This is a genomic window from Blochmannia endosymbiont of Camponotus pudorosus (assembly GCF_059934925.1).
In genome coordinates this window covers 425,528-449,999 of record NZ_CP011793.1, presented here as the reverse complement: position 1 = coordinate 449,999, position 24,472 = coordinate 425,528, and the positions used below count along the sequence as shown (strand labels likewise).

Genomic DNA, 24,472 nt, shown 5'->3' with positions numbered 1-24,472 from the left:
TATATTGAAAAGGAATATATATATGAATATTTTAAATAAAACTTTAGCTGTAATGTTTCCTGGTCAATCATCGCAACATTTAGGTATGTTATCAGATTTTGCTATTCGTTATAAATTAGTAAAAAATATTTTTTCTGATGTGTCTGAGATTTTGAATTATAATATCTGGAAATTAATACAATGCGGACCTATCGATGAATTGAATAAGACATATTACGCTCAGCCAGCTATTTTAACAGCTTCAGTAATTATTTGGAAAATTTGGAGAGACCAAGGAGGTCAAATTCCAAATATTATGGCTGGTCATAGTTTAGGAGAATATTCTGCGTTAGTATGTGCAGAAAGCATAGATTTATTATCTGCAGTGAAATTAGTAATGCTTCGAGGTAAATTGATGCAAGAAGTGTCTCCACCTGGATATGGAGCGATGTCTGTCATTATTGGATTAAATGATGATGTTGTGATGAAGTTGTGTAAAATAACTACTGAATCTTTGTGTAATCAAATTGTATCTCCTTCTGGGTTTAATGCTTCTGGAAATATAGTTATTTCAGGTCATATAAAGGCGGTAGAGAAAGTAAATTTGCTTTGTAAAAACGCAGGAGCAAAGTATGTTGCATTTCTTCCAATTAGTGTGCCATCACATTGTGTTATAATGAAACCAATAATTGATGAATTTAGGAAAGCTTTAGAAAAAGTGAGAATTTATTCTCCTAAAATACCAATAATAAATAATACTGATGTATCTATTGAAATGGATCCATTAGCTATTCGTGATGCATTAATACGTCAATTATATACTCCGGTACGTTGGAGAGAAATTGTTCATAAAATTATTAATGACAATATTAAAATTTTTTTAGAAATGGGCCCTGGCAAAGTATTAACTCAATTAATACATAGATCTATGTATGATAATGTACTTAGTTTGTCAATAAATGATACTAATGGATTAATAACTGCAATAGATACATGCTCGAAAAATTAATTATACATTCATAATAATGAGTTTTATAACGGGAATATGTGAATAAAATGATTTTTACAAAAAAAAATGTTTTAGTAACTGGAGCTAGAAGAGGTATTGGAAAAGTTATTGCTGAATTATTTATAAGTTATGGAGCTACAGTAATAGGCACTGCAACTGATGAATATGGTGTAAAAGATATTAATACGTATTTGGGTAACAAGGGAAAAGGTATTTGTTTAAATGTTATTGAACAACATTCAATTAACTTTTGTTTGCAGACAATACGTAAGGAATTTGGTAATGTAGATATATTAATAAATAATGCTGGTATTACAAAAGATAAAATTTTAGTATATATGCAAGATGATGAGTGGCAGTCAGTAATAGATGTTAATTTAAATGCAGTATATCGAATGTCTAAAGCAGTAATAAGATCGATGATTAAAAGTCATTATGGTAGGATTATTAATATAGGTTCTGTAGTAAGCATGACAGGAAATATTGGTCAAGTAAATTATTCAGCAGCTAAATCAGGTTTAATTGGGTTTACAAAATCATTAGCTAGGGAAGTAGCATCTTGGGGAATTACTGTAAATTTAGTGACACCTGGGTTTATACATACTGATATGACAAAAAATTTGACTGATAAACAAAAAGAGAATATTTTATCTAACATTCCTGCTCATCGATTTGGAGAGCCTAAAGATATAGCAAATGCAGTAGTGTTTCTTGCTTCTGATGATTCTAGTTATATTACTGGTCAAACTATTCACGTAAATGGAGGAATGTATATGGGGTAAAATAGATTATTATTGATATATAATATTGCTGCGTAATAAATTAATAATAATATTTGGTTTATTGTTAATAGTCTTTGTTAAGAATAAGAAGCGGATAATTTAGTTATTTTTTGTTTTTAGTTAATTTGTTTGATATATGACTGTGATATAATTTAATAGGATAATTAGTATGAGTACTGTTGCTGAAAAAGTGAAAGCTATAATTGTTGAACAATTGGGAATAAAAAAAGAAGAAGTAGTTAATCATGCTTCATTTATTGAAGATTTAGGAGCAGATTCATTGGATACTGTAGAATTGGTAATGGCATTAGAGGAAGAGTTTAATATAGAAATTCCAGATGAAGAAGCAGAAAAAATTACTACTGTTCAATCAGCTATAGATTTTATTAATCTTAATAAAAATAAGATAATTTAATGAAACTACAAATTTTAATGTATTATATATAATAATATATTACTTTATTTTTAATAAAAATAACTGTGTGTATTTGAATGAATTAGTTATTTATTTTTTTAAAAAATTAAAGACATAAATATTTTTGAATTTTTTATTATTTTGTATGTTTAGTGCCATTAAAATATTAATCTGTATTTTTATTTGATACTTATTTTGCAATAAAAGGACATTTTAATGATGTGTTTATATTAGATGATATTAAAGTAGGTGTATTGTTTTATGTCTGATATTTACTTTTATATTAATATTGTATATTTATTAAAATAATGTATTGGGTTAATGGAAGTTTAAAGAAAAATATATCGTTAGATAATCGTGCTTTGCATTTTGGAGATGGTTTTTTTACAACTTCCAAGATTCAAAATGGAAAAGTAAAGTGGCTTAATTACCATATGGATAGGTTAATTTTATCAGCTCGACGATTAATGTTTAATAACATAGATTTTAATCTTTTATATACAGAAATTTTGAAAATAGCTTCTTACAGAACGCAAGGAATAATAAAAGTTATTATAAGCCGAATGAATCATGATAGAAAAATTCATGGATATAGATTTGATGATAAATCAGAAATCTTACGTATTATTCGTGTTGTTCCATTTCCTAAATATTATAAGAAATTATATGATTCCGGTGTGTGTTTAAAAATCAGCTCGATACGATTAGCTCGTAATTCGATATTTTCTGGAATTAAACACTTAAATCGTTTAGAGCAAGTCTTAATTTCATCAGAAATATATAATAATAAACCAAGGGTTGATGAAGCTTTAGTGTTAGATACTGAAAATAATATTATTGAATGTTGTAATTCTAATATTTTTTGGCGTAAAAAAGATAAAGTGTTTACTCCTTGTTTGTATCATTCTGGAGTAAATGGGATAATTAGGCAATTAATATTAAAATTATTACCTAAATTGGGTTATTTTGTGCGAGAAGTAATGGTAGGAATAGAGCATTTAAAAGAAATGGATGAAATTTTTATTACTAATTCTTTATTACCAATAGCTTCTGTTAATACTATTAATAATTATTGTTATTCAGATAAAACATTATTAAATTTGTTAAAACTTCATATAGTAAATTAATTATTTTATGATATTTCAGTTGAATGTTTTTCATATAAGTATTAATAATAAATTAATGATATTTATTGCATGAATATTTTGAAAAGGTTTTTATATACTAAATTATTTTTGTATAATCAATTAGTTATAAAGTGTATGTTAAAACATTTAAATTTAAAGAGATTCTTTATTTTATAAAGTTATAATAATTATGAATTTTTGATTTGATATAATATGAATAGTAAATTTATTGTGGTTGAAGGATTAGATGGATCAGGGAAGACTACTATTGTTGCTAAATTAGTTAAATACTTTAATGATCATTATAATATTATTGATGTTATCACTACACATGAACCAGGAGGTACGAAAGTTTCAGATACATTACGATCATTAATTAAAGATAATGCTATAAATGAATCTATTACTAATATTTCAGAAGTGTTGATGTTATATGCTGCTCGTTCTCAATTATTAGAAAATATTATAAAACCAGCTTTGATTGAAGGAAATTGGGTTATTGGAGATAGATGTGATTTGTCTTCTTTTGCATATCAAGGTGGAGGTCGTGGGGTTGATGAACTTTTATTACGTTCTTTATCTCAAAGTGTAATAGATAGCAATTTTTTATCTCCAAAGTTAATATTTTATCTTGACATTACTCCAGAAGTTGGTTTTTTACGTATAAAAAAAAGAGACAAATTAGATCGTATTGAATTGGAATCTCTAAATTTTTTTCATAAAGTGCGTGATTATTACAAAAGAGCTGCTGCTGTTCAAAAAAATATTATTACAATTAATGCTAATCAAAGTTTAGAAACAGTATTTAAGTCTGTTTGTCAGTATTTAGATATATGGCTAGTCGATTCTCGACATCATTTAATATGATTATATTAAATTATCCATGGTTAAAAAACACTTATTATCAAATTTTAAATGCTTATTGTTTTGGAAAAGGACATCATGCATTACTATTTAGCAGTAAATGGAATAATGGAGAAGATATATTAATTGATTGTCTTGCTCGTTGGTTAATTTGCAAAAATCCTCATAATATGAAGTTTTGTGGTGTTTGTCATCATTGTCATTTAATGAATATTAATCAATACCCTAATTATTATCGATTATATTTAAAAAATAATTCTCAATCTATAAATACAAATTTAATAAAAATTTGTATAAATTCTCTTTATAAATATACTACATATAGTGGGGTAAAAATTATTTTTATAAAATACATAGAACATTTAAATGATGAATCTATACATTTGCTTCTTAAGGTTATAGAAGCACCTCCTTTAAATACTTATTTTATTTTAAAGACTAGAGAATACATGCATATCGCTTTAACTATAAGAAGTCGATGTATAAAATGGTTCGTTTATCCGCCTGAAGAAAAATTAGGATTAGAGTGGTTAATAAAACATCAAAAAGTAAGTAATAATAATGATATCGTATCAATTAAAACTGCATTAAGATTGAATTATGGATCCCCTATATTAGCAGAACGCATGTTGAAATTAAATATATGGAATTGCCGTTTAGAATTATGTAGAATTCTTGATAGTGTTGTTATTAAAAACAAAAATTTTTTACAACTTTTGTCACCTTTAAGTATAGAAGGGTATATAGATATTTCTGTGTGTTGGTTAATCACTTTACTTTTAGATTCATTAAAACGACAACAAGATATTAAAGAGAGGTTTTTTATAAATCTAGATCAATTACCATTAATTTGTACTATATCTATGAAGTGGAATAAATGCTATTTGCTTGATCAATTAACACAATGGTTAACCTTATTTTATTATTTTAAAAAATTTGATAATATTAACCATAAATTGTTGTTAACTTGTCGTTTATTAGACTGGGAACAGGGTAGAACAGAGCCTCATCCCCAATTATGGAGTGTGTAACATTATGTTTTTGATTGATTCTCATTGTCATCTTAATAAATTAAACTATACAAATATTCATCAGGATGTAACAGATGTTTTAAATAAAGCGTATCAAAAAGGAATAAAATTAGTTTTATCAGTGAGCACTGATTTAAAGGATTATGAAGGTATGACGGAATTGATTGGGTTTAGAAAAGATGTTGTATTTTCTTGTGGAGTTCATCCACTTAATATATGTAATGTCACTAATAAAATAGATTTTAATAAATTATATAGTTATGCTTCTAGTACGAATGTAGTAGCTGTTGGAGAAACTGGATTAGATTATTATAAAATGAATAATAGAAATGTACAAAAAGAAATATTTTGTCAACATATAGATATTGCTAAGAATTTAAATAAACCTCTTATTATACATAGTCGTAATGCTATTGAAGATATTTTAATTTTATTAAATAAAGAAGGTGCTGATAAATGTAAAGGAGTACTTCATTGTTTTTGTGAAGATACATATGTTGCTAAAATTTTGCTAAACATGAATTTTTATATATCTTTTTCTGGAATGATAACATTTAAAGATTTTGATAATTTTAAAAAGGTTATTCGATATGTACCAAAAGATAGAATGTTATTAGAAACAGATTCCCCTTATCTTACTCCTGTTCCACATAGAGGTCAAGAAAATCAACCTGCTTATGTATATGATATTGCTAAATATATTTCCAATATCAAAAAAATCACTTTAGACGAGATAGCGTCTATTACTACATCGAATTTTTGTAAATTATTTCGAATTACATTATGACATATATAATAATACAATTAAATTTTAGTACTAAATTGTATATAATTCATTGTTATTATATATAAGTGATTGTATTCCATAAAGGAAATCAATGAAAAAAAAGAACCCATTTATAGATATTATTCAAAAGAACATTAAAGTTGATCTTATATATCAGGATGATTTAGTTACTGCATTTTATGATTTATATCCACAAGCTCCTGTGCATATTTTGATCGTTCCAAATATATTAATTCCAACTGTTAATGATGTTACAGATAAACATGAAGTGACGTTAGGTAGATTATTTTTAGTGGCGTCAAAAATAGCAATACAAAAAAATATAGATATTTCAGGATATAGGTTAATAGTGAACTGTAACAAAAATGCTGGTCAGGAAATTTATCATTTACATATGCATTTGTTAGGGGGTAAATTACTTGGCCCTTTATTACATAAAGATTATTAATATAAATAATTTTTATATTGTGTTTCGTATAGTAATTATTAATTATGGATGCAGATGGGGTTATTTTTTGTAATATTTTATTAAAAATAAATTTAAAAGGATATTATAGAAATTTTATAACGATATGTTATTTAACACATGGGAAAAAATATTGGGGTTATCGTTGTTTTAATTTTTTTGGTTGATCTAAGTGTATGTATTAATAATATATTCACTGAAACTGTTACCGAAATATTAGCAGAGGAGTTGTTTAGTAACATTTCTGATAATACAGGAATAATAAATTGGAATATTGTTTTATATACAATGTTGCAAGATGTGTTTTTTTTTCAAAAAAATATTCCTGCACATAGTTCTGTTTTAGTAAATATTATTAAAAATAATAGTAGTAATCATGCATTGCAAACGACAAAAATTACAAATATTTTAATTGACTTAATTTTAAAAAATAGTAATACATATACTGTTATAAGTTTAGATGAATTACATCATATATACCGAGAATTAGAAATTTCTTCTGAAGATATCTTTAATTCTTATGAATATTCATTAAAAATAGCACATTATCTAAAGGCTGATTATATAATTTATGGTAATATTTATGGAGATTTAAAAGAACTTAGTATAGAATTGCAATTATTAACATCCAGCACTGGTGAAATTATATGTGTCATTAATAAAACATTAAATGATAGATATAGTTGTTTTTAATATATCATAAATATTAATTTATTATATTTTTTATAATAAATTAAATAATTGTGATTCTAAAAATCTCATAAAATTGAATACTTTGGTATCTTTATGTTATTAGAATGATTTTTTAACATTAGATAATTTTAAATGAAAATACTATGAATACTTCAATAATATGGTTTATTGCATTACGGTATATATGTGGAAAAACAATAAGCCAGTTTAGTCAATTCATTTATTGGGTTTCTAGTATTTTTATCATGTTAAGTTTAACAGTAATGATCACAATATTGTCCGTAATGAATGGATTTGAATATGAATTAAAAAAAAATATTTTATATTTTACTCCTCATATTTTAATTACTTCTACTAAAGGATATATGCATATAAAAAATATTCCTAATTTTTTATTTCATGAGATGTCAAATAATATAGAATATTTTAAACCATTAGTTATTTCTAATATAATATTACAAAGTTTTAAAGATATATCGTTAGGAGTAATGTTAGGAGTTGACCCTAATCATTTTGAACCGTTATCTAAATACTTAATTCATAATAACATAAATAAATTAGTTGCTGGGAAGTACAATATTATTATTGGATCGGAATTGGCTCAGAAATTGTCAGTTAAAATAAATGATCAAATTCGTGTTATTGTTCCATCTATTACACAACTTACTCCTGTTGGATATTTTCCTAGTCAACGATTATTCACAATATCAGACATTTATTTTGCCAACAACGAAGAATTTAGTTCTCCTAAAGTATTAATGCATAAAGATGATGCAGCGGCTTTAATGAATTATCCTGATCAATGTATTACAGGATGGAGAATATGGGTATATGAACCATGTAAACTTGATAAATTTAATCGTTTAAATATTCCTAAAGATTGGATTTGGATAGATTGGCGTGAATATAATGGATCATTATTTCAAGCTATAAAGATGGAAAAAAATGTAATGTCTTTTTTATTCATTTTAATAACAATTGTAGCTGGATGTAATATTGTTTCATTTTTGATTTTATTAATAACAGAAAAACAAAAAGAAATAGCAATATTACGAACATATGGATTTAATCGCAGTCAAGTTTTGGTATTGTTTGTCATACAAGGTATGAGTAATAGTATTATAGGAATAATATTAGGCATTGGTATGGGAGTATTATTTGCTAAAAGTTTAAATCCAATATTATCTTTTTTTGATGTTTTCCAAAAAATACATTTTCCTATAGAAATACAGTATATTCAAATATTCAGTATAAGTATAATAATTTATATTTTGATTATATTGATAATATTATTTCCTGCTTGGAAAATATCGTCTATTCATTCAATTCAGGTGTTACGTCATGATTAAAAGGGATTATAGTATTGCTTCTTCACTATTATTAAATTGTACGCAGTTAGTCAAATATTATGAATTTTCTAACTTTTCAATAAAAGTATTAAATAGTATTACTATTACTGTTAAATATAATGAAATTATTGCTATAATAGGTGAATCTGGATCAGGAAAGAGCACTTTATTACATTTAATGGGAGGCTTAGATAAACCTAATTCAGGTGATGTTTTTTTTGAAGGGAGTGCGTTAAATAAATTATCTGATAAAGATTGTTCGTTTATACGGAATAAACGTATGGGATTTATATATCAGTTTCATCATTTATTATCAGATTTTTCTGTTTTAGAAAATGTTGCAATGCCGTTGTTGATTGGAGGAATGAAATTAAATATAGCTAAAAAAAAAGCTCAATTTTTATTAGAATTAGTTGGATTACATGATCGTCATAATCATTATCCTTATGAATTATCTGGAGGAGAAAGTCAAAGAGTTGCAATAATACGATCTGTTATTAATAGCCCTGTTTTGGTTTTAGCAGATGAGCCTACTGGAAATTTAGATCAAAAAAATTCGGATAAGTTTTTTAATTTATTAAAAAAATTGAATTTAAATTATAAAACAACTTTTATTATAGCGACTCATGACTTAAATTTAGCTCGGAAATGCCATAAAATCTATATAATAGCAAACGGAGTATTAAAACAATATATAAAATGATTTTTTGTTTTTGGCAATATATTTAAGCATATGTTATTTTCTGTAAGAATTGCATTACGTTTTTATCAAAATTTTAAACAAAATATTTTAGCTTGTTTGGTATCTTTGATTTCTATTATTATCATTACTATAAGCATTGCTATATCTATAATTGTTTTAAGTATAATCAACGGTTTTGAATATGAATTAAGTAGGCGTGTTTTATCAATTATTCCACATGGAGAAATTGTTTCAGTAAACGATAGTCCGTTTATAGAGTGGAGGGAAATATTAGCGCATATAATAACAATACCTAATGTAATTAATGTAAACCCTTATATTCGACTTTCTGGAATTATTGAGTTTCGTAATAAATGGCACCTAGTTTATATAAAAAGTATAAATTTGGTGGATAATATAAATGTGTATAATCATAAATTTACTTATTTTATAGAAAAAAATTCTTGGAAATATTTTTGTGAAAATAAAAATCAAATTATTATAGGACAAGGAGTATCAAATGAACTCAATATTAAAGCAGGTGATTGGATTACTGTGTTATTAGCTGATAACTTTAATTTAAGTAATAAGAAATTAGTATTTCCACCTAAGAAAATGAGTTTACAAGTATCTGGAGTATTAAAATTACACAGCCAATTAGATAATAATCTTGCTCTTATATCTTTGTTAGATGCTCAGAATTATTGTAATAATAGATTGGATGTAGATGGAATAGAATTTTCAGTAAATAATGTGTTTCGGGTAAAAGAAATCATAAAAAATATGAAATCTTTAATAAATAAAAATATAAAAATATATAATTGGATGGATATGTATGGTTATATTTATCATGATATTCAAATAATTCGTGTAATTATATATTTATCCATAATGTTAATTATAGGGATTTCTTGTTTTAGTATAATTACTATATTTATTTTATTAATAAAACATAAAAATTATGATATTGCTGTATTAAGAGCATTAGGAGTTCGAACTGTTTTGATTCAATATATATTTTTATGGTATGGATTTATTATTTATTGTATTTCTAGTGTTTTTGGAGTTATATTGGGAATATTAATTTCTGTAAATTTGAATAAAATTAGTGCTAAATGTGCTGATTTATTTAATATTAATATTGATTCTAAGTCGGTTTATTTTATTGATTTTTTACCAATGAGACTTCATATATTAGATATATGTTTGATATTAGGTATAGCATTATTATCAGGGTTGTTAATTAGTTGGTATGGATCATTAAAAGCAAGAAAGATTAATTTATCTCAAGTGCTAAAATAGTCGAAATAAAAAATTATATAAATTTTTTTCAAGAAAGTTTTTTCAATTGTTATTGTCATGTTATTTATGATTGAAATAATATTGTTTTAATTTTTATTCTATTTTTTCTATATCTGATGCTAAATTAGGTGCCAATCCAATATAATCGGATGGAGTAATTTTTTGAAGTTTTATTTTTTCTGTTATTGGTAATGGTAATGATTCAATAAATATTTTTATTGTATCAGCATTTATATTTGTATTAAAGATAAAATCTTTTGTACGTTCATATGCATTATGAATATTATATTTTCTCATTATTGTTTGTAATGCTTCACCTAATATTACCCAATTTTTGTTTAGGTCTTGAGATAAGTATGTATTATTAATTTCTAATTTTTCTATTCCTTGTAATGCATTTTGATAAGCAATTAGTGCATATCCTACAGCTACTCCTAAATTTCTTAAAACAGTAGAGTCACTTAAGTCCCGTTGCCAACGAGATATAGGTAATTTTACAGAAAAATGTTTTAAGAGGGCATTAGATAAACCTAAATTTCCTTCAGAATTTTCAAAATTTATGGGATTAATTTTATGAGGCATAGTGGATGAACCGATTTCAGTATTTTTATATTTTTGAGTAAAATAATTTAAAGAAATATATCCCCATACATTTTGATTAAAGTTTATTAAAATAGTATTAAAACGGGCAATACAATCAGATATCTCGGCAATATAGTCATGTGGTTCTATTTGTGTTGTATATGGATTCCATGACATTCCTAAAGATGTAACAAATTCTTCATCAAATCGTCTCCAATTTATATGTGGATATGCTATAACATGAGCATTATAATTTCCTACTGCTCCATTTATTTTGCCTAAAACTTTAATTGATTGTAATTGATGATATTGTCGAATTAATCGATATGCTGTATTAGCCATTTCTTTTCCCATAGTGGATGGGCTAGCTGGTTGTCCATGTGTTCTAGAGAGTATTGGAATATCTTTATAATAAATACTTAATTGTTTTATTGAATTAATAATTTTTTTCCATATTGGTAATATAATTGTATTTTTAGTGCGAATTAACATTAATCCATATGCAAGATTATTAATATCTTCTGATGTACAAGCAAAATGAATAAATTCATTTACCTTTTTTTTTAATCTTGGAAACTCATTAATTTTTTTTTTTAAAAAATATTCTATAGATTTTAAATCATGATGTGTAGTTTTTTCTATTTTTTTTATATTTTCTGCATCTGTAATACTAAAGTTAATAATTAAATTGTTTAAAAAATTACGTTCAATGTCAGTAAATATAGGAACTTCTATAATTTCTTTCGTATTCGATATTTTTTGTAACCATAAAATTTCGATTTTCACTCGAGATTTTAATAATCCAAATTCACTAAAAATTTTTTTTAGTGGATGAGTAAGATCATAATAACGTCCATCAATTGGAGATATTGCAGTTAAAGGAGAATATTTTATCATTGATATACCTATTATTTTATTAAAAATTAAAATTAGTGCTAATTTATATACTATTCAATGATTAATTAATATTAATCATTGAATATATGTGTACGCATTAAAGGAAATCTTTTTGTAATTATTCCTCCTCCTAAGCAACGTTCTTTTAAATAAAATACTGCTGATTGTCCAGGAGTAATTGCTGTCATGGGATATTTTAAAATAATTTTTAAAATATTTTTTGATATAGGATATATACAGCATTTTGCATCTGGTTGACGATGTCTAGTTTTAACAAGACATCGTAAAGGTGATGTCAATATATCTTCTTCTATCCAAAATACTTGTTGTACAATAAATTGATTGGACATAAGGCATGGATGATTAATTCCTTGAGCTACAATTAATAAATTACTTTTAATTTTTTTTTCGACTACATACCATGGTTTTCCATTATTATTTTTTATTCCTCCTATATTTAATCCTTTTCTTTGTCCTATTGTATAAAATGGAACACCTTGATGTGTCCCAATTTTATATCCATCTATATTTACTATAGGTCCTGATTGTGTTGATATGTAATTACTAAGAAATTTTTTGAAATTACGTTTTCCAATAAAGCAAATGCCCATTGAATCTTTTTTATCAGCTGTAATTAAATTTAATTGTTTGGCAATATTTCTAACCTTTAATTTTGTGAAGTTTCCTACAGGAAATAAACAATGTTTAAGCTGTTGTTGAGTAAGAGTATATAAAAAATAACTCTGATCTTTATTAAGATCAATTCCTCTCATCAAGCTAATTTTTTTGTTAAAACGCACACAACGTACGTAATGTCCAGTTGCTATAAAATCCGCCTTTAAATCTTCCAGTGCAAATTCTAAGAAATATTTAAATTTAATTTCTTTGTTGCATAAAACATCTGGGTTCGGTGTAAGCCCAATATTATATGAGTTTAAAAATATTTTAAATACATTATTCCAATATTCTTGTGAAAAATTTACGGTGTGTAAGGGGATTTTTAGAGTATTGCAAACAGATGTTGCATCTAACAAGTCAAATTTTGCTGCGCAATACTCTTGAGAATCATCATGTTCCCAGTTTTTCATAAATAATCCTTCAACTGTATATCCTTTTTTTTTTAATAACCAAGCTGATACTGATGAATCTACGCCTCCGGATATGGCTACAATAACTTTCTTCATAGAATGTACAAAATATTATAGTTTTTTAAATAGCTAATTGACAAGATTTAGAATACTTTACATTTATATGTTATAACATTTAAATATTTTTAAATGACTTATCATTAACGATATTAATCATATTTTAATATATTAAAATTTATTATATGTATTTATATCGTTTACATAAAATCCTGTATAGTATAATAAAATTATTTGTTTGGCAAGGATGATATAAAATTATCAATGTATTTTAGTGATTATAATAAATATTTTTAGATTTTTTATATTATAGTTGAATGAATTATAAATAAGTATTTAAAATATATTATTTTATTATTTAATTAGTTTCTGTAATTATCAAAATTGTTAAAAATTTATTTTTAGATATTTATTATATTATTTTTAATTGTTATTTATTATGTAAATATAAAATTAGTTTTTTATTGTATAGAAAATGATAAAATAAAACATTAATTAAGATTTTTGATTTTAGCATTATATTATGTGAATTGATTAATTATATTACTTCTGTAGTAAAATTATTGTTGATGATAATCATTTAATTAGAATTTTAAATATATATATGTAAAGATGAAATCATATTTAGTATATTTTATTATTTTGATAAAAATGACTGGTTGTATAATTAAATCAAATTATATTTACAATAGTAAAGGTACTTTATCTATGTTAAATCAAAAAGACAATTATTCTTATACAAAAAAACAAATGCACTCACCAGAAATATATGATGTACATATAAATCATTATTCTAAGTCTTATGGGGTAGATGCATCATTAATAAAAGCTATTATTCAAGTAGAATCTAATTACAATCCAAATGTTATTAGTAAATCTAATGCCGTTGGATTGATGCAAATTAAAGCTGATACTGCTGGTAAAGATGCATATCGTTTAAAAGGCTGGACTGGACAACCTAGTACTTTAGAATTAAAAAATGCAATTATCAATATTGAATTAGGTACTGCTTATTTATTTATACTACAAACTCAATTAGAAGGTATAGTGAATTTGAAAACTAGGCAGTACGCTATGATAGTAGCATATGTAAATGGCCTAGGAGCATTGTTAAAACTTTTTTCTAAAGTAGATAAAGTTCAAGCTATAAAAAACATTAATAAACTTAATCCAAAACAGTTTTGTCAATATATTCAATATCATCATCCTTCTGATCAAGCTTACCGTTATTTACTCAAAGTTAATTCTGTTTATATTTTACATGATAAAAGTTGCGCTAAAAATTAAGATATTCTAGAATATTGTAATCAATGGAGTAGATATATAAATAGATTTAAACTTTAAGAATGAATTAGTGAAAAATTTATATATGTGTTAATAAACATGATAAGTTTTATGTGATAATTAGTTTTTGATTTATAGCAAATGGATATTTTTGATATTACAAGAACACATGTTTAAATTGGTTTGTAAATATAATAAAGCGAAATCATTAAATTCAAATTCTGATATAATTGGAAAAGTACAAATATCACATGGGTTTATTTCTTTAAAACAATACAATTTGATATTGTTAGTTTGATTATATAAGTATATAAAACCTATAGTAAATATAAAGAATAATGTAATTATTAAAGTAATAATATATTTGATGTAAGTTTTAGTGTGTAGTGTGTTAATAGAATTATGTGATGTTATATTATTGTTGTTATTAATATTAGAAATATCATAATGAGCTGATTGCTTTGTAGAAAGATGGTTATTTTCTGTTTTATCTTGTATTTTTTGTATTATTAGTTTACTATTTAATTTTAATCCACGCTTAGGGATAGTTAAAATAGAAGACGAATCTAAACCAAAAGAAACTAAATTTTTTCTTATTAGACTAATTTGTTGATTTAGATTGCCATGTGATGGTTCTAGACCATACGTTTTCCAAACAATTGTAAATAAATGTTCTCGGGTTACTGGAAATCCAGTATTACGATTTTTAATCAATTCTTCTAAAATTCGACCAGCAGAATTAGATAATTTTATTAAATTAGTATCATCATGAGTTGATTTTAATATATATTCTGCGGTATCAAAAATTACATTTGAATGAATAATATATTTCATTTAAAGATTCTCATATTACATATAAATAAGTAAATTTATGTATATGTATATATAACGCATTTGTATTGCTATTTTTAACAATATAGATACATAAAATTATATTTAATATTTGATAAATAAAAAATCAATTAAAAGGATACAATAAGATATTTTAAAAATCTAGTATATATCGCATTTTTTGAAAAAATTTATGAATATATGATATCTACGATATAGATCACAAGATGATCTTTTCATAAAATGAATATTATGATATAATAATTACCGTAAAATTAATAACAATACTTTATGTTTTTAAATTTTAATAGATTATTATATATAATTTAATGATCGTAATCGTACAAAAAAAGAATATGTAATGGTATTTAAATATAGATCTGGTTATTTTTTAAAAGAAATAATTCGTTTTATTTTATGTTTTATTATAATATGCGCGTTTATTTTATATTTAATTAATGATGCTGATAGTAATGATAAATTAAATGGTTCATCTAAAACTGATTTGTTTTCTATATCTAATGAAAATAAATTGTCTTTATTCTCGGAATTAGAAAGAAATAATGATAAAATAATTACTGTTACTGCTGATATAAATACCCCATTTATTTCTTCTTCTGTATCTGATTCTATAAAATTGTCACAATATTCTTCATGTATAAGTGATTCTGTAGATTATTTAAAAAATATTCCAGGATTTTCTATAATTCGTAATGGAGGAACTAATAATAATTTTATATTTAGAGGTATAATTGGATCTAAAATACGAGTGTTAACAGATACTAATGAAATAGTTGGTGCGTGTTGCTCTCGTATGGATCCTTCTACTGCTTATATTGATCCAGAAACTTTTGATATTTTAAATATTACTAAAGGACCTCAAACAGTATTATGGGGACCAGTGAGTGCAGGAGGGATACTACGATTTCAACGTTATCACCCTCATTTTAATTCATCACAAATTAAAACACGTAGTAATGTAATAATTGGATCAAATGATAGTGTATATAGAAATATAGATAGTATATTTGGAAATCAATATGGTTATGTCAGATTGATAGGTAATTGTAATTATTCTAGTGATTATTACGATGGTAATAATTTTCAGGTTCATTCTTCTTGGTATAAATGGAATGCAGATACTGTTTTATCATTGAATTTGAGATCTAACACATTTTTAGATATTAATTTAGGACAGGGAAATGCTAATGTAGATTATTTAAATAAAGGTATGGATGGGTTATGTTTTGCTAGAGAAAGTTATGGATTAAAAATAGAAACTTCAGATATTAGTGATATTTTAAATACGATAGAAATTCAATCTTGGCACCATCATATACATCATATTATGGTTGATTCTACTTGTTCTAAGATAAAGAATTTATCAATGTTAACAACATCCGTTACAAAAAAATATTGTTGCTGTAACATTGACGAATCTAATACTGGCATTAATGATGTAGAACGATCTGTATGGGGATCTCGTGGTCTTGTTACATGTCAATGGAGGAATTTTCAATCTTATAGCGGTATTGATATTCAAATCAATCAACATAAAAAAAATAATAAATTTTGTTGTGATTCACAAATAGATAATTATTCTTTAGATACAGGAATATTTAATGAATTTGTTTTGTATATGTTATCAAGTAAAAAAATTATTGGAGGAATTAGAATAGAACATAGCATTATGGATGTATATGATAAGTATAATCGTGTATTTTATAAAAATAATATTACATATCCTGCTGGTTTTATACGATATGAAAGTATTGTACGTCCTTCGTTATTGTATTATCTTGGCGTAGGTATATGTCAACGTCTTCCTGATTATTGGGAAATTTTATTAAATAAATTTAATGCAAATGATATAGAAGAGAAGAATTTGGTTTTTTTTCAATTGAAACCTGAAAAAACTTTACAAATGGATATAGGTGCTCATTTTCAAAAGTCAAAAATAAATGGATGGGTAACATCTTATGTTGGACATATAAAAGATTTTATTTATTATAATTATCATAACAATGATAGTGATATTATGTCAATTTCAAGGAATATAAATAACGTAAATGCTAATATATGCGGCGCTGAAATGGGATTAAGTTGTAAATTTAATGATTATTGGTATGGAGAAAGTAATGTATCATGGTCTTGGGGAATTAATTCAGATAATAATCGTATATTATCAACAATACCTCCTTTAGAAGGCAAACTTACATGTCAATTTAAAAAACAAAATTATAATTTAGGAATATCATGGAGATTAGTGTCTTCATCGAGATATATAGAAAGGTTTTTCCCTATTTTTTGTTATTTACCTCATAATTTTTTATCAAATAATCACATCAATACATCGAATACTGCTGGTTTTGGAGTATTGTCTGCATATTTATCATGGAAGATATCTAATTATTGCACATATAGTATTGGTGTTGATAATTTATTTAATAAAGTTTATAGGGAACATGTAATCAATACAATAAATAATTGTAATCTTTTTAAAGAAAATTATGAAAAACCCGTTTATGAACCAGGTCGAACTTGGTGGATTAAAACAGAAATTGTATTATAAAATAAGTTAACCATTATCTGCTACGAAAAGTAATACGTCCTTTACTTAAATCGTATGGAGTTAATTCTACAGTAACTTTATCTCCAGTGAGAATTCTAATGTAATTTTTTCTAATTTTCCCAGAAATATGCGCCATAACTATATGACCATTTTCTAAGCGTACTCTAAACATGGTATTAGGTAAAGTATCTAATACAGTACCGTTCATTTCAATATTGTCTTCTTTTATCATAGAATTATTCTCATTGTAATAGTAAAAATTATTATGCGGCATAACTATATAATTTAGTGATTATGCATTTTCTGTATAGAAAAAATAAATTTTTTTATTTCAAAATTTATTTTGATTCAATTAGATTAATGAGTTTGTGTAGTAGACAAAAATTTTTCTGCATCTATCGCAGCCATGCATCCTGTTCCTGCAGCAGTAATTGCTTGTCGATAAGTATAATCCATGACGTCCCCTGCTGCAAATATACCAGATACGGAGGTAGCAGTAGAGCTTCCATTGCTATTATTTTTAGGATTTACGCAAATATATCCGTTATTATTTAATGATAATTGATGACTAAAAATATCGGTATTTGGTCGATATCCAATTGCAACAAATACTCCTTTCAAATTAAGGGTATATTTTTGTAGAAGCATTGTATTTTTTATAAGTAATCCGGTCACTCCTAAATCATCACCTAATATTTCTTTTACAATACAGTTAGTATGTAATATAATGTTTTGTGTTTGTACTTTTTCCATTAATCTATCAATTAGTATTTTTTCTGCTGTAAATTGAGAACGTCTGTGTATCAGATGTACCGTACTAGCGATATTTGATAAGTATAAACTCTCTTCTACTGCAGTATTACCTCCTCCAATTACTGCGACAACTTCTTTATTAAAAAAAAATCCATCACAAGTAGCGCATGAGGATACACCTTTGCCTTTATATTTTTTTTCAGAAGGTATATCTAAATTTCTAGCAGACCCTCCGGTGCTTATGATTAAAGCGTTACATGTATATTGATTTATGTTGCCATATAATACAAAAGGATATTGTTTAAAATTGACTTTAATGATATTATCGTTGATAATTTTAGTATTGAATTTTATTGCATGAACTTTCATGCGGTTCATAAGGTCTGGTCCTGTTAAATTCTCTGGTGTTCCAGGCCAATTTTCTATGTTCAAGGTAGAACTTAATTGTCCACCTATTTCTAATCCTGAAATTAATACAGGATTTAAGTTGGCACGAGCGGAATAAATTGCTGCTGTGTATCCAGCTGGTCCAGAACCTAATATAAGTAATTTACAATGTTTAATTTTATTATTATGCATAATAGATATATTCCTTTTTGATCTTTTTTTTTATTTATTTAATTATAAATTTATATTTTAGTATAACATTAGTATGTATATAAAATATATTTTATGTGGTTAAATATTTTTTGTTATTATATATAATATAAGTTTTATAATAAAAAACATAATTTTAAAAATTATAGTTCGTATACTAACTACAATACTTAAATATAAATGAAATATAATATATTTCATTTATATTTAAGTATTGTAGTTATTAGTTTTAATATAGTATTAAGTAAGTTTGTTTTTAAAAATTTTACGTCAGATTTAATTAAAAATAATTTTAATGATTAGTTTGATATTAATATATATTATTTTAAGTGTTATATTTTTGTATATAACGATCATATTATTTAGTTTTGATCCATCAGATCCTAGTTGGCTGCAGTCTGTCGATTGTAATGAATTAATTTGTAATAATGTAGGAGGTATATTAGGCGCTCAAATTTCTGATTTTTTATTTTTTATATTTGGTATAGTAGCTTATGTTATTCCATTATTTATTTTATTTAATTTATGGAAAATTTTCTTCAGAACTAATAAAATCACGGTTTTTACGTTTCTTTTAGAATTAATATTAATATTCATATTTTTACCAATATGTTGTGCATTGGCTGCATTTATTATTGATGATATTTTTTATTTTCCGCCTGGAGGGCTTTTAGGTAGTATATTATTTGATATTCTTATAGTTCCTCAATATTTTTCATATTGTGTTATTTCTAGTTTATGTTTAATAAGTGTAATTGGTTATATATATTTTTTTAATCAATATTTTTTGGATTTAATAAAAATAATGTATAAAAAAATAGTATATATTATTTTTATTAAATTTACAGATTATATAAGTAATTGGAATAATAATGTGCAACAGGCATTTTTTCATTCTCATATATTTCAGTATATTTTTTTAATAAAAAAATATACTGTATATGCAAGATTTTTTAGTAAAAAAAATAAAATCAATCAATTACACAATAAACGTTATAATACAAATATTAATTCTGTTCAAGTAATGAACTCATTAATACCTAAAAATAATATTTCGGTTTCTTCTGTAGTTAACGATTCATTTTTAGATTGGAATAGATCAAATAAAAAATCTCAAAATATAGTTTCAGTTTCATATAAGTTCAGTCAAGCTTTATCTTTAGTAAATATTAATCAAGACAAACAACAGCATTTTACTCATACTATTAAATGTATAGATACAATTAATAGTATCAGTAATAACCATAAAAATTTAGATACTAAAATCAACGAATTCTCAAAAAAAATTGTTCATAAAAACGATTATATGTCATCTAATAGAGGTATAAATAAAGAACTAAATTTTTTAGGGTTAGATTGCCACAAATCAAATAATAATTTGCATAATTATCATGATTTTGAAAAAATGCAGTCTATTAATCCAAATTTAAACAAATACTTTTCACCTAAAACTAAAGTTATTCATTCTAATAATACTATAGGTACTAAAAAATATAGTAGTAATACATATTTAGTTTTACCTGATATAAATTTTTTAATATCCAATCCTGAAAAGAAATCGGTCAATTATTCTAAATTTACAAAAAATGCTAAATTAATAGAAGAAAAATTATTAGAGTATCGTATCAAAGCGAAGGTGGTAAAAATTACTTCAGGTCCAATAGTTACTTTTTTTGAATTAAATTTATCTTCTGGAATAAAATCATCTAAAATTTCTAGCTTATCGCGTGATTTAGCTCGCTCTTTATCTGTAAATTCTGTTCGGGTAGTAGAAATAATTCCGGGTACACCATATGTTGGATTGGAAATTCCTAATATTAATCGAGATGTAGTATATTTAAAGGAGATAATTAGCTCAAGTAGCTTTCGCAATATGAATTCTCCATTAGCATTAGCATTAGGAAAGGATATTTTTGGTCATTCTGTGATTGCAGATTTAAGAAATATGCCTCATTTATTAGTTGCAGGAACTACTGGTTCTGGAAAATCTATAGGAATTAATTCAATGATTATCAGTATATTATATAAATCTACCCCAAAAGAAGTACGTTTTATTATGATCGATCCTAAAATTTTGGAATTATCAGTATACTCAAATATTCCGCATCTTTTAAAAGAAGTAGTTACAGATATGCAAGATGTTAGATCTGTATTACAGTGGTGTATCGAAGAAATGGAACGTCGATATAAAATAATGTCTATACTTGGTGTTCGAAATTTAGAAAATTATAATTATCAAATAAAAAAAATTATTTCCACATCCCACCTTATTAAAAATAATATATTTTTATTTAAAACAACTGAAAAACTTCCTTATATTGTGATTATTATAGATGAATTGTCTGATTTAATAATGACTGATAAAAAAGTAGAAATATTAATTACTAGATTAACTCAAAAAGCACGTGCAGCTGGAATTCATTTAATCTTATCTACACAAAGACCTTCGGTAGATGTAATAACTGGATTAATTAAAGCAAATATTCCAGCTCGGGTAGCTTTTACTGTATCTAGCAAAATAGATTCTCGTACTATCCTTGGACAGTCCGGAGCTGAATCTTTATTAGGAATGGGAGATATGTTATACTTACCTGCTAATTCTTCTATGTTAATTAGAGTGCATGGAGCGTATGTACAAGATGAAGAAATATATGCAGTTGTTAAATTTTGGAAAACTAAGAAAAATGATTACCTTGTATGAATTATATTTAATATTTTTATTTAAAATTACAATGGAATTTCAAAATTTGGTGTGTTTTTAAGTATACATGGTGGTTTTTGTGAATAAAAAATATTTTTATATTATTCAATTATTAATATATATTTCTTTTTTTCATGTTTTTGTATTGCAGTTAGCGCAAACTGAAATTGAATCACCATCCTCTATTCTACAGAACAGATTAAGTTTAATAAATAATTTGTATGTTCGTTTCGTTCAAAAAGTTTATTCTGTTGATTGCAAATCAAATATACATATATCGAAAGGTGAGTTGTGGATAAAGCGACCCAAATTGTTTCATTGGCATTTTAATAATCCTGATGAGTGTTTTTTAATTTCTGATGGTCAGACGATTTGGTTTTATATACCTAAACTTAATCAAGTTACAGCATATTGTTTAGAAGATCAAATTTCTGGTAATATCTTTTTAGAGTTATTGTTAAATATTAATTCCTTTGTGTATTATGATTATACTATCATTCAAAAAAAAGATTGGTTTTTTTTAACTCCAGTTATAAATAATTCTTTTAATTTAAAGAAGTATAAAATACAAATTACTAAGGATGGAATAATTAATCAAATTGATATTTTGGAAGAAAATGGACAACATATCAGTTATTATTTATCCGATCAGTGCATTGAATCGATTAGTTTAGATAAGTTTAAATTTTTTATTTCTAAAGATATTCAATTAGATGATCAAAGAAGATAAAGTTTATATTTTATTATATTAGAAATAATATTAGAATATAGTATATATATTTTATATAAAATTAATTATTATACAACTATTTATCATAGTGTATGGAAATATTACACATTAAATTTTTATTAAACTTAAAGTTTATTTATGAAAGAATAAATTTATTATTATATATTCTTTATTTTTATACCAATTATGGTATCCTGTATAGGTTTAAGTGTATATTTAAATTTGAATTAAGTAATCAAGGTAAAATTTTAAAAGTTATTAAATTACATAAAAATATTTTATGTAAAACAGTGAGTGTGATTTAGTAATAAAAAATGTTATTAATTTTAAGTGTGTATATTAATATATGAAGAGTGTTTTGCATTAAGAGTAAAATTATATATTTATTTAGATTAGTATTTATTAATTAATAATGATTAATTATAGTTTAAACATAAAAGAAGTTTCTTAATTTTAGTAATTATATATTATTAGTATTATATAGTATAAAATAATTTTTATATATGTTAGATCCGAAATTGTTGTATAAAAATACAGATTGGGTTTTCGAGAAGTTAGCTCGAAAACAATTTTTGTTGGATATAGAAAAATTGAAGCAACAAAATGATTTACGTAAGGTTTTACAAAAAAAAATAGAGAAAATACAAACTGATAAAAAGATCATTTCTAAAATTATTGGAGAAGTTAAAAGTCAAGAAAAAGATGCTCAATCTTTATGTAAAAAAGTTGATTTGTTAAATGCCGATTTAATATTAATTAAATCAAAAATGAGAGTTTTAAAAGAAAAAATAAAAAAATATCAATTGTCTTTACCTAATATTCCTGATGATAGTATTCCTAATGGTTCAACAGATCAGGATAACGTGGAAGTTATGCGTTGGGGTAATTTATATCATCATGATTTTAATTTACTTGATCATATAACATTAGGAAAATTAATTGGAGAAATAGATTTATCTAGCGCATCAAAAATTACTGGCAGCCGTTTTTTTGTATTAAAGGGAAAAATAGCGCGTTTATATAGAGCTTTATCTCAATTTATGATAGATACACATATTAAAAATCATGGATATGAGGAGTATTATGTTCCTTATTTAGTAAATGTAGAATCTTTATATGGTTCAGGTCAGCTACCTAAATTTGATAAAGATTTATTTCATATGAAGTCAAAGTCTATTACTAACAATAATTGTAATAAAATTAAGGATAAATTATATACATTAATACCTACAGGAGAAGTTCCGTTAATTAATTTAATGAGAGATATCGTTATTAATGAGGATAAATTACCTATTAAAATAGTGGCAAATACTCCATGTTTTCGATCAGAAGCTGGAACATATGGATATAGTACACATGGATTGATTCGTACTCATCAGTTTGATAAAATTGAATTAGTACAAGCAGTGCATCCAAATCAATCTACTCAAGCGTTAGAAGAAATTACTAATCATTCAGAACAAGTATTACAACTGCTTGAATTGCCTTATAGAAAAATGTTATTGTGCGCAGGTAATGTTAGTTTTGCATCATGTAAAACATATGATTTAGAAGTTTGGTTACCAGCTCATAATACTTATTGTGAAATTGCTTCTTGTTCGAATGTAACAGATTTTCAAGCACGTCGTATAAAAGCTCGATTTAGAAATAAAACCCACAGGAAAACGACTTTATTGCATACATTAAATGCATCTGGAGTAGCTGTAGGTAGAGCGTTAGTAGCAATTTTAGAAAATTTTCAGTTAAAAAATAGATGTATTAAAATACCTTCAGTATTGCATTCATATATGAATGGAGTTACTCATATTTATTATTAATAATAGTTTATTTTATAAATTTTATACTTTTAAATAACTAAGAGAGAGTTATACGATGTCGTTATTTATAGTAGTAA

General features: G+C 24.7%; 22 protein-coding genes. 17 read left to right on the top strand and 5 right to left on the bottom strand.

The genetic code is table 11. The features are described from left to right. Positions 1–22 precede the first annotated feature (22 nt). The 12 genes from fabD to Bpudo544_RS01990 all read left to right on the top strand — a co-directional run bounded on the left by fabD (position 23) and on the right by Bpudo544_RS01990 (position 10,486). Entirely contained in the window at positions 23–988 is a 966-nt protein-coding gene (fabD, locus tag Bpudo544_RS02045) for an ACP S-malonyltransferase (RefSeq protein WP_500825097.1), read from the top strand. Between the two features lie 47 nt (positions 989–1,035). After that, entirely contained in the window at positions 1,036–1,770 is a 735-nt protein-coding gene (gene fabG / locus Bpudo544_RS02040) for a 3-oxoacyl-ACP reductase FabG (protein ID WP_500825095.1), read from the top strand. Positions 1,771–1,939: 169 nt separating this feature from the next. Then, positions 1,940–2,185: an acyl carrier protein gene (gene acpP / locus Bpudo544_RS02035; RefSeq protein ID WP_500825094.1), complete on the top strand. Its 246-nt coding sequence runs from the start codon at positions 1,940–1,942 to the stop codon at positions 2,183–2,185. Positions 2,186–2,493: 308 nt separating this feature from the next. Further along, positions 2,494–3,312: an aminodeoxychorismate lyase gene (gene pabC, locus Bpudo544_RS02030; RefSeq protein ID WP_500825093.1), complete on the top strand. Its 819-nt coding sequence runs from the start codon at positions 2,494–2,496 to the stop codon at positions 3,310–3,312. A 213-nt stretch (positions 3,313–3,525) separates the two neighbouring features. Next, entirely contained in the window at positions 3,526–4,179 is a 654-nt protein-coding gene (gene tmk / locus Bpudo544_RS02025; protein ID WP_500825091.1) for a dTMP kinase, read from the top strand. Further along, positions 4,146–5,207 carry a DNA polymerase III delta subunit-related protein gene (locus Bpudo544_RS02020; protein WP_500825090.1) on the top strand — a complete coding sequence of 354 codons (1,062 nt, stop codon included), beginning with the start codon at positions 4,146–4,148 and terminating at the stop codon, positions 5,205–5,207. Before tmk ends, Bpudo544_RS02020 begins: the two co-directional genes overlap by 34 nt. Before the next feature lie 4 nt (positions 5,208–5,211). Next, positions 5,212–5,994 carry a YchF/TatD family DNA exonuclease gene (locus Bpudo544_RS02015; protein ID WP_500825088.1) on the top strand — a complete coding sequence of 261 codons (783 nt, stop codon included), beginning with the start codon at positions 5,212–5,214 and terminating at the stop codon, positions 5,992–5,994. 91 nt (positions 5,995–6,085) lie between these two features. Beyond that, positions 6,086–6,442 (top strand): HIT domain-containing protein, encoded by a 357-nt coding sequence (locus tag Bpudo544_RS02010; RefSeq protein WP_500825087.1) that lies wholly within the window; start codon positions 6,086–6,088, stop codon positions 6,440–6,442. A 138-nt stretch (positions 6,443–6,580) separates the two neighbouring features. Next, entirely contained in the window at positions 6,581–7,153 is a 573-nt protein-coding gene (locus tag Bpudo544_RS02005; protein WP_500825085.1) for an LpoB-related protein, read from the top strand. Between the two features lie 143 nt (positions 7,154–7,296). Beyond that, positions 7,297–8,502, top strand: a complete 1,206-nt coding sequence (locus Bpudo544_RS02000; protein ID WP_500825083.1) for an FtsX-like permease family protein — start codon at positions 7,297–7,299, stop codon at positions 8,500–8,502. Positions 8,503–8,515: 13 nt separating this feature from the next. Beyond that, the gene (locus tag Bpudo544_RS01995; RefSeq protein ID WP_500825641.1) at positions 8,516–9,205 is read left to right on the top strand and encodes an ABC transporter ATP-binding protein; all 690 of its coding nucleotides are present in this window, start codon (positions 8,516–8,518) and stop codon (positions 9,203–9,205) included. Positions 9,206–9,235: 30 nt separating this feature from the next. Next, positions 9,236–10,486, top strand: coding sequence for an FtsX-like permease family protein (locus Bpudo544_RS01990; protein WP_500825082.1), 1,251 nt, complete (start codon positions 9,236–9,238; stop codon positions 10,484–10,486). Between the two features lie 93 nt (positions 10,487–10,579). Here the strand turns inward: Bpudo544_RS01990 and purB are convergent, their stop codons facing one another. Both purB and mnmA read right to left on the bottom strand, forming a co-directional pair. Next, the gene (gene purB / locus Bpudo544_RS01985; RefSeq protein WP_500825640.1) at positions 10,580–11,962 is read right to left on the bottom strand and encodes an adenylosuccinate lyase; all 1,383 of its coding nucleotides are present in this window, start codon (positions 11,960–11,962) and stop codon (positions 10,580–10,582) included. A 74-nt stretch (positions 11,963–12,036) separates the two neighbouring features. Next, complete coding sequence (mnmA, locus tag Bpudo544_RS01980) at positions 12,037–13,149, bottom strand: tRNA 2-thiouridine(34) synthase MnmA (RefSeq protein ID WP_500825080.1); 1,113 nt, start codon at positions 13,147–13,149, stop codon at positions 12,037–12,039. A 573-nt stretch (positions 13,150–13,722) separates the two neighbouring features. On the opposite strand from mnmA, the gene Bpudo544_RS01975 reads away from it, so the two are divergent. Then, positions 13,723–14,397: a transglycosylase SLT domain-containing protein gene (locus Bpudo544_RS01975; protein ID WP_500825078.1), complete on the top strand. Its 675-nt coding sequence runs from the start codon at positions 13,723–13,725 to the stop codon at positions 14,395–14,397. A gap of 129 nt (positions 14,398–14,526) precedes the next feature. Here Bpudo544_RS01975 and Bpudo544_RS01970 read toward each other — a convergent pair whose 3' ends face one another. Then, positions 14,527–15,228, bottom strand: coding sequence for a winged helix-turn-helix domain-containing protein (locus Bpudo544_RS01970; protein WP_500825077.1), 702 nt, complete (start codon positions 15,226–15,228; stop codon positions 14,527–14,529). 358 nt (positions 15,229–15,586) lie between these two features. On the opposite strand from Bpudo544_RS01970, the gene Bpudo544_RS01965 reads away from it, so the two are divergent. Further along, a complete protein-coding gene (locus tag Bpudo544_RS01965) occupies positions 15,587–17,797 on the top strand; it encodes a TonB-dependent receptor domain-containing protein (protein WP_500825076.1) in 2,211 nt (736 codons plus the stop codon). A gap of 13 nt (positions 17,798–17,810) precedes the next feature. Here the strand turns inward: Bpudo544_RS01965 and infA are convergent, their stop codons facing one another. Continuing rightward, complete coding sequence (gene infA, locus Bpudo544_RS01960; RefSeq protein WP_500825074.1) at positions 17,811–18,029, bottom strand: translation initiation factor IF-1; 219 nt, start codon at positions 18,027–18,029, stop codon at positions 17,811–17,813. Between the two features lie 125 nt (positions 18,030–18,154). Further along, a complete protein-coding gene (gene trxB, locus Bpudo544_RS01955; protein WP_500825072.1) occupies positions 18,155–19,129 on the bottom strand; it encodes a thioredoxin-disulfide reductase in 975 nt (324 codons plus the stop codon). A gap of 313 nt (positions 19,130–19,442) precedes the next feature. Between trxB and Bpudo544_RS01950 the strand changes: the two genes are divergently transcribed. From Bpudo544_RS01950 to serS, 3 genes are all read left to right on the top strand, one after another. Next, a complete protein-coding gene (locus Bpudo544_RS01950) occupies positions 19,443–21,848 on the top strand; it encodes a DNA translocase FtsK (protein WP_500825071.1) in 2,406 nt (801 codons plus the stop codon). Between the two features lie 67 nt (positions 21,849–21,915). After that, positions 21,916–22,578: an outer membrane lipoprotein periplasmic chaperone LolA gene (gene lolA / locus Bpudo544_RS01945; protein WP_500825070.1), complete on the top strand. Its 663-nt coding sequence runs from the start codon at positions 21,916–21,918 to the stop codon at positions 22,576–22,578. Positions 22,579–23,081: 503 nt separating this feature from the next. After that, a complete protein-coding gene (gene serS / locus Bpudo544_RS01940; RefSeq protein ID WP_500825068.1) occupies positions 23,082–24,395 on the top strand; it encodes a serine--tRNA ligase in 1,314 nt (437 codons plus the stop codon). The last annotated feature ends 77 nt before the right edge of the window (positions 24,396–24,472 follow it).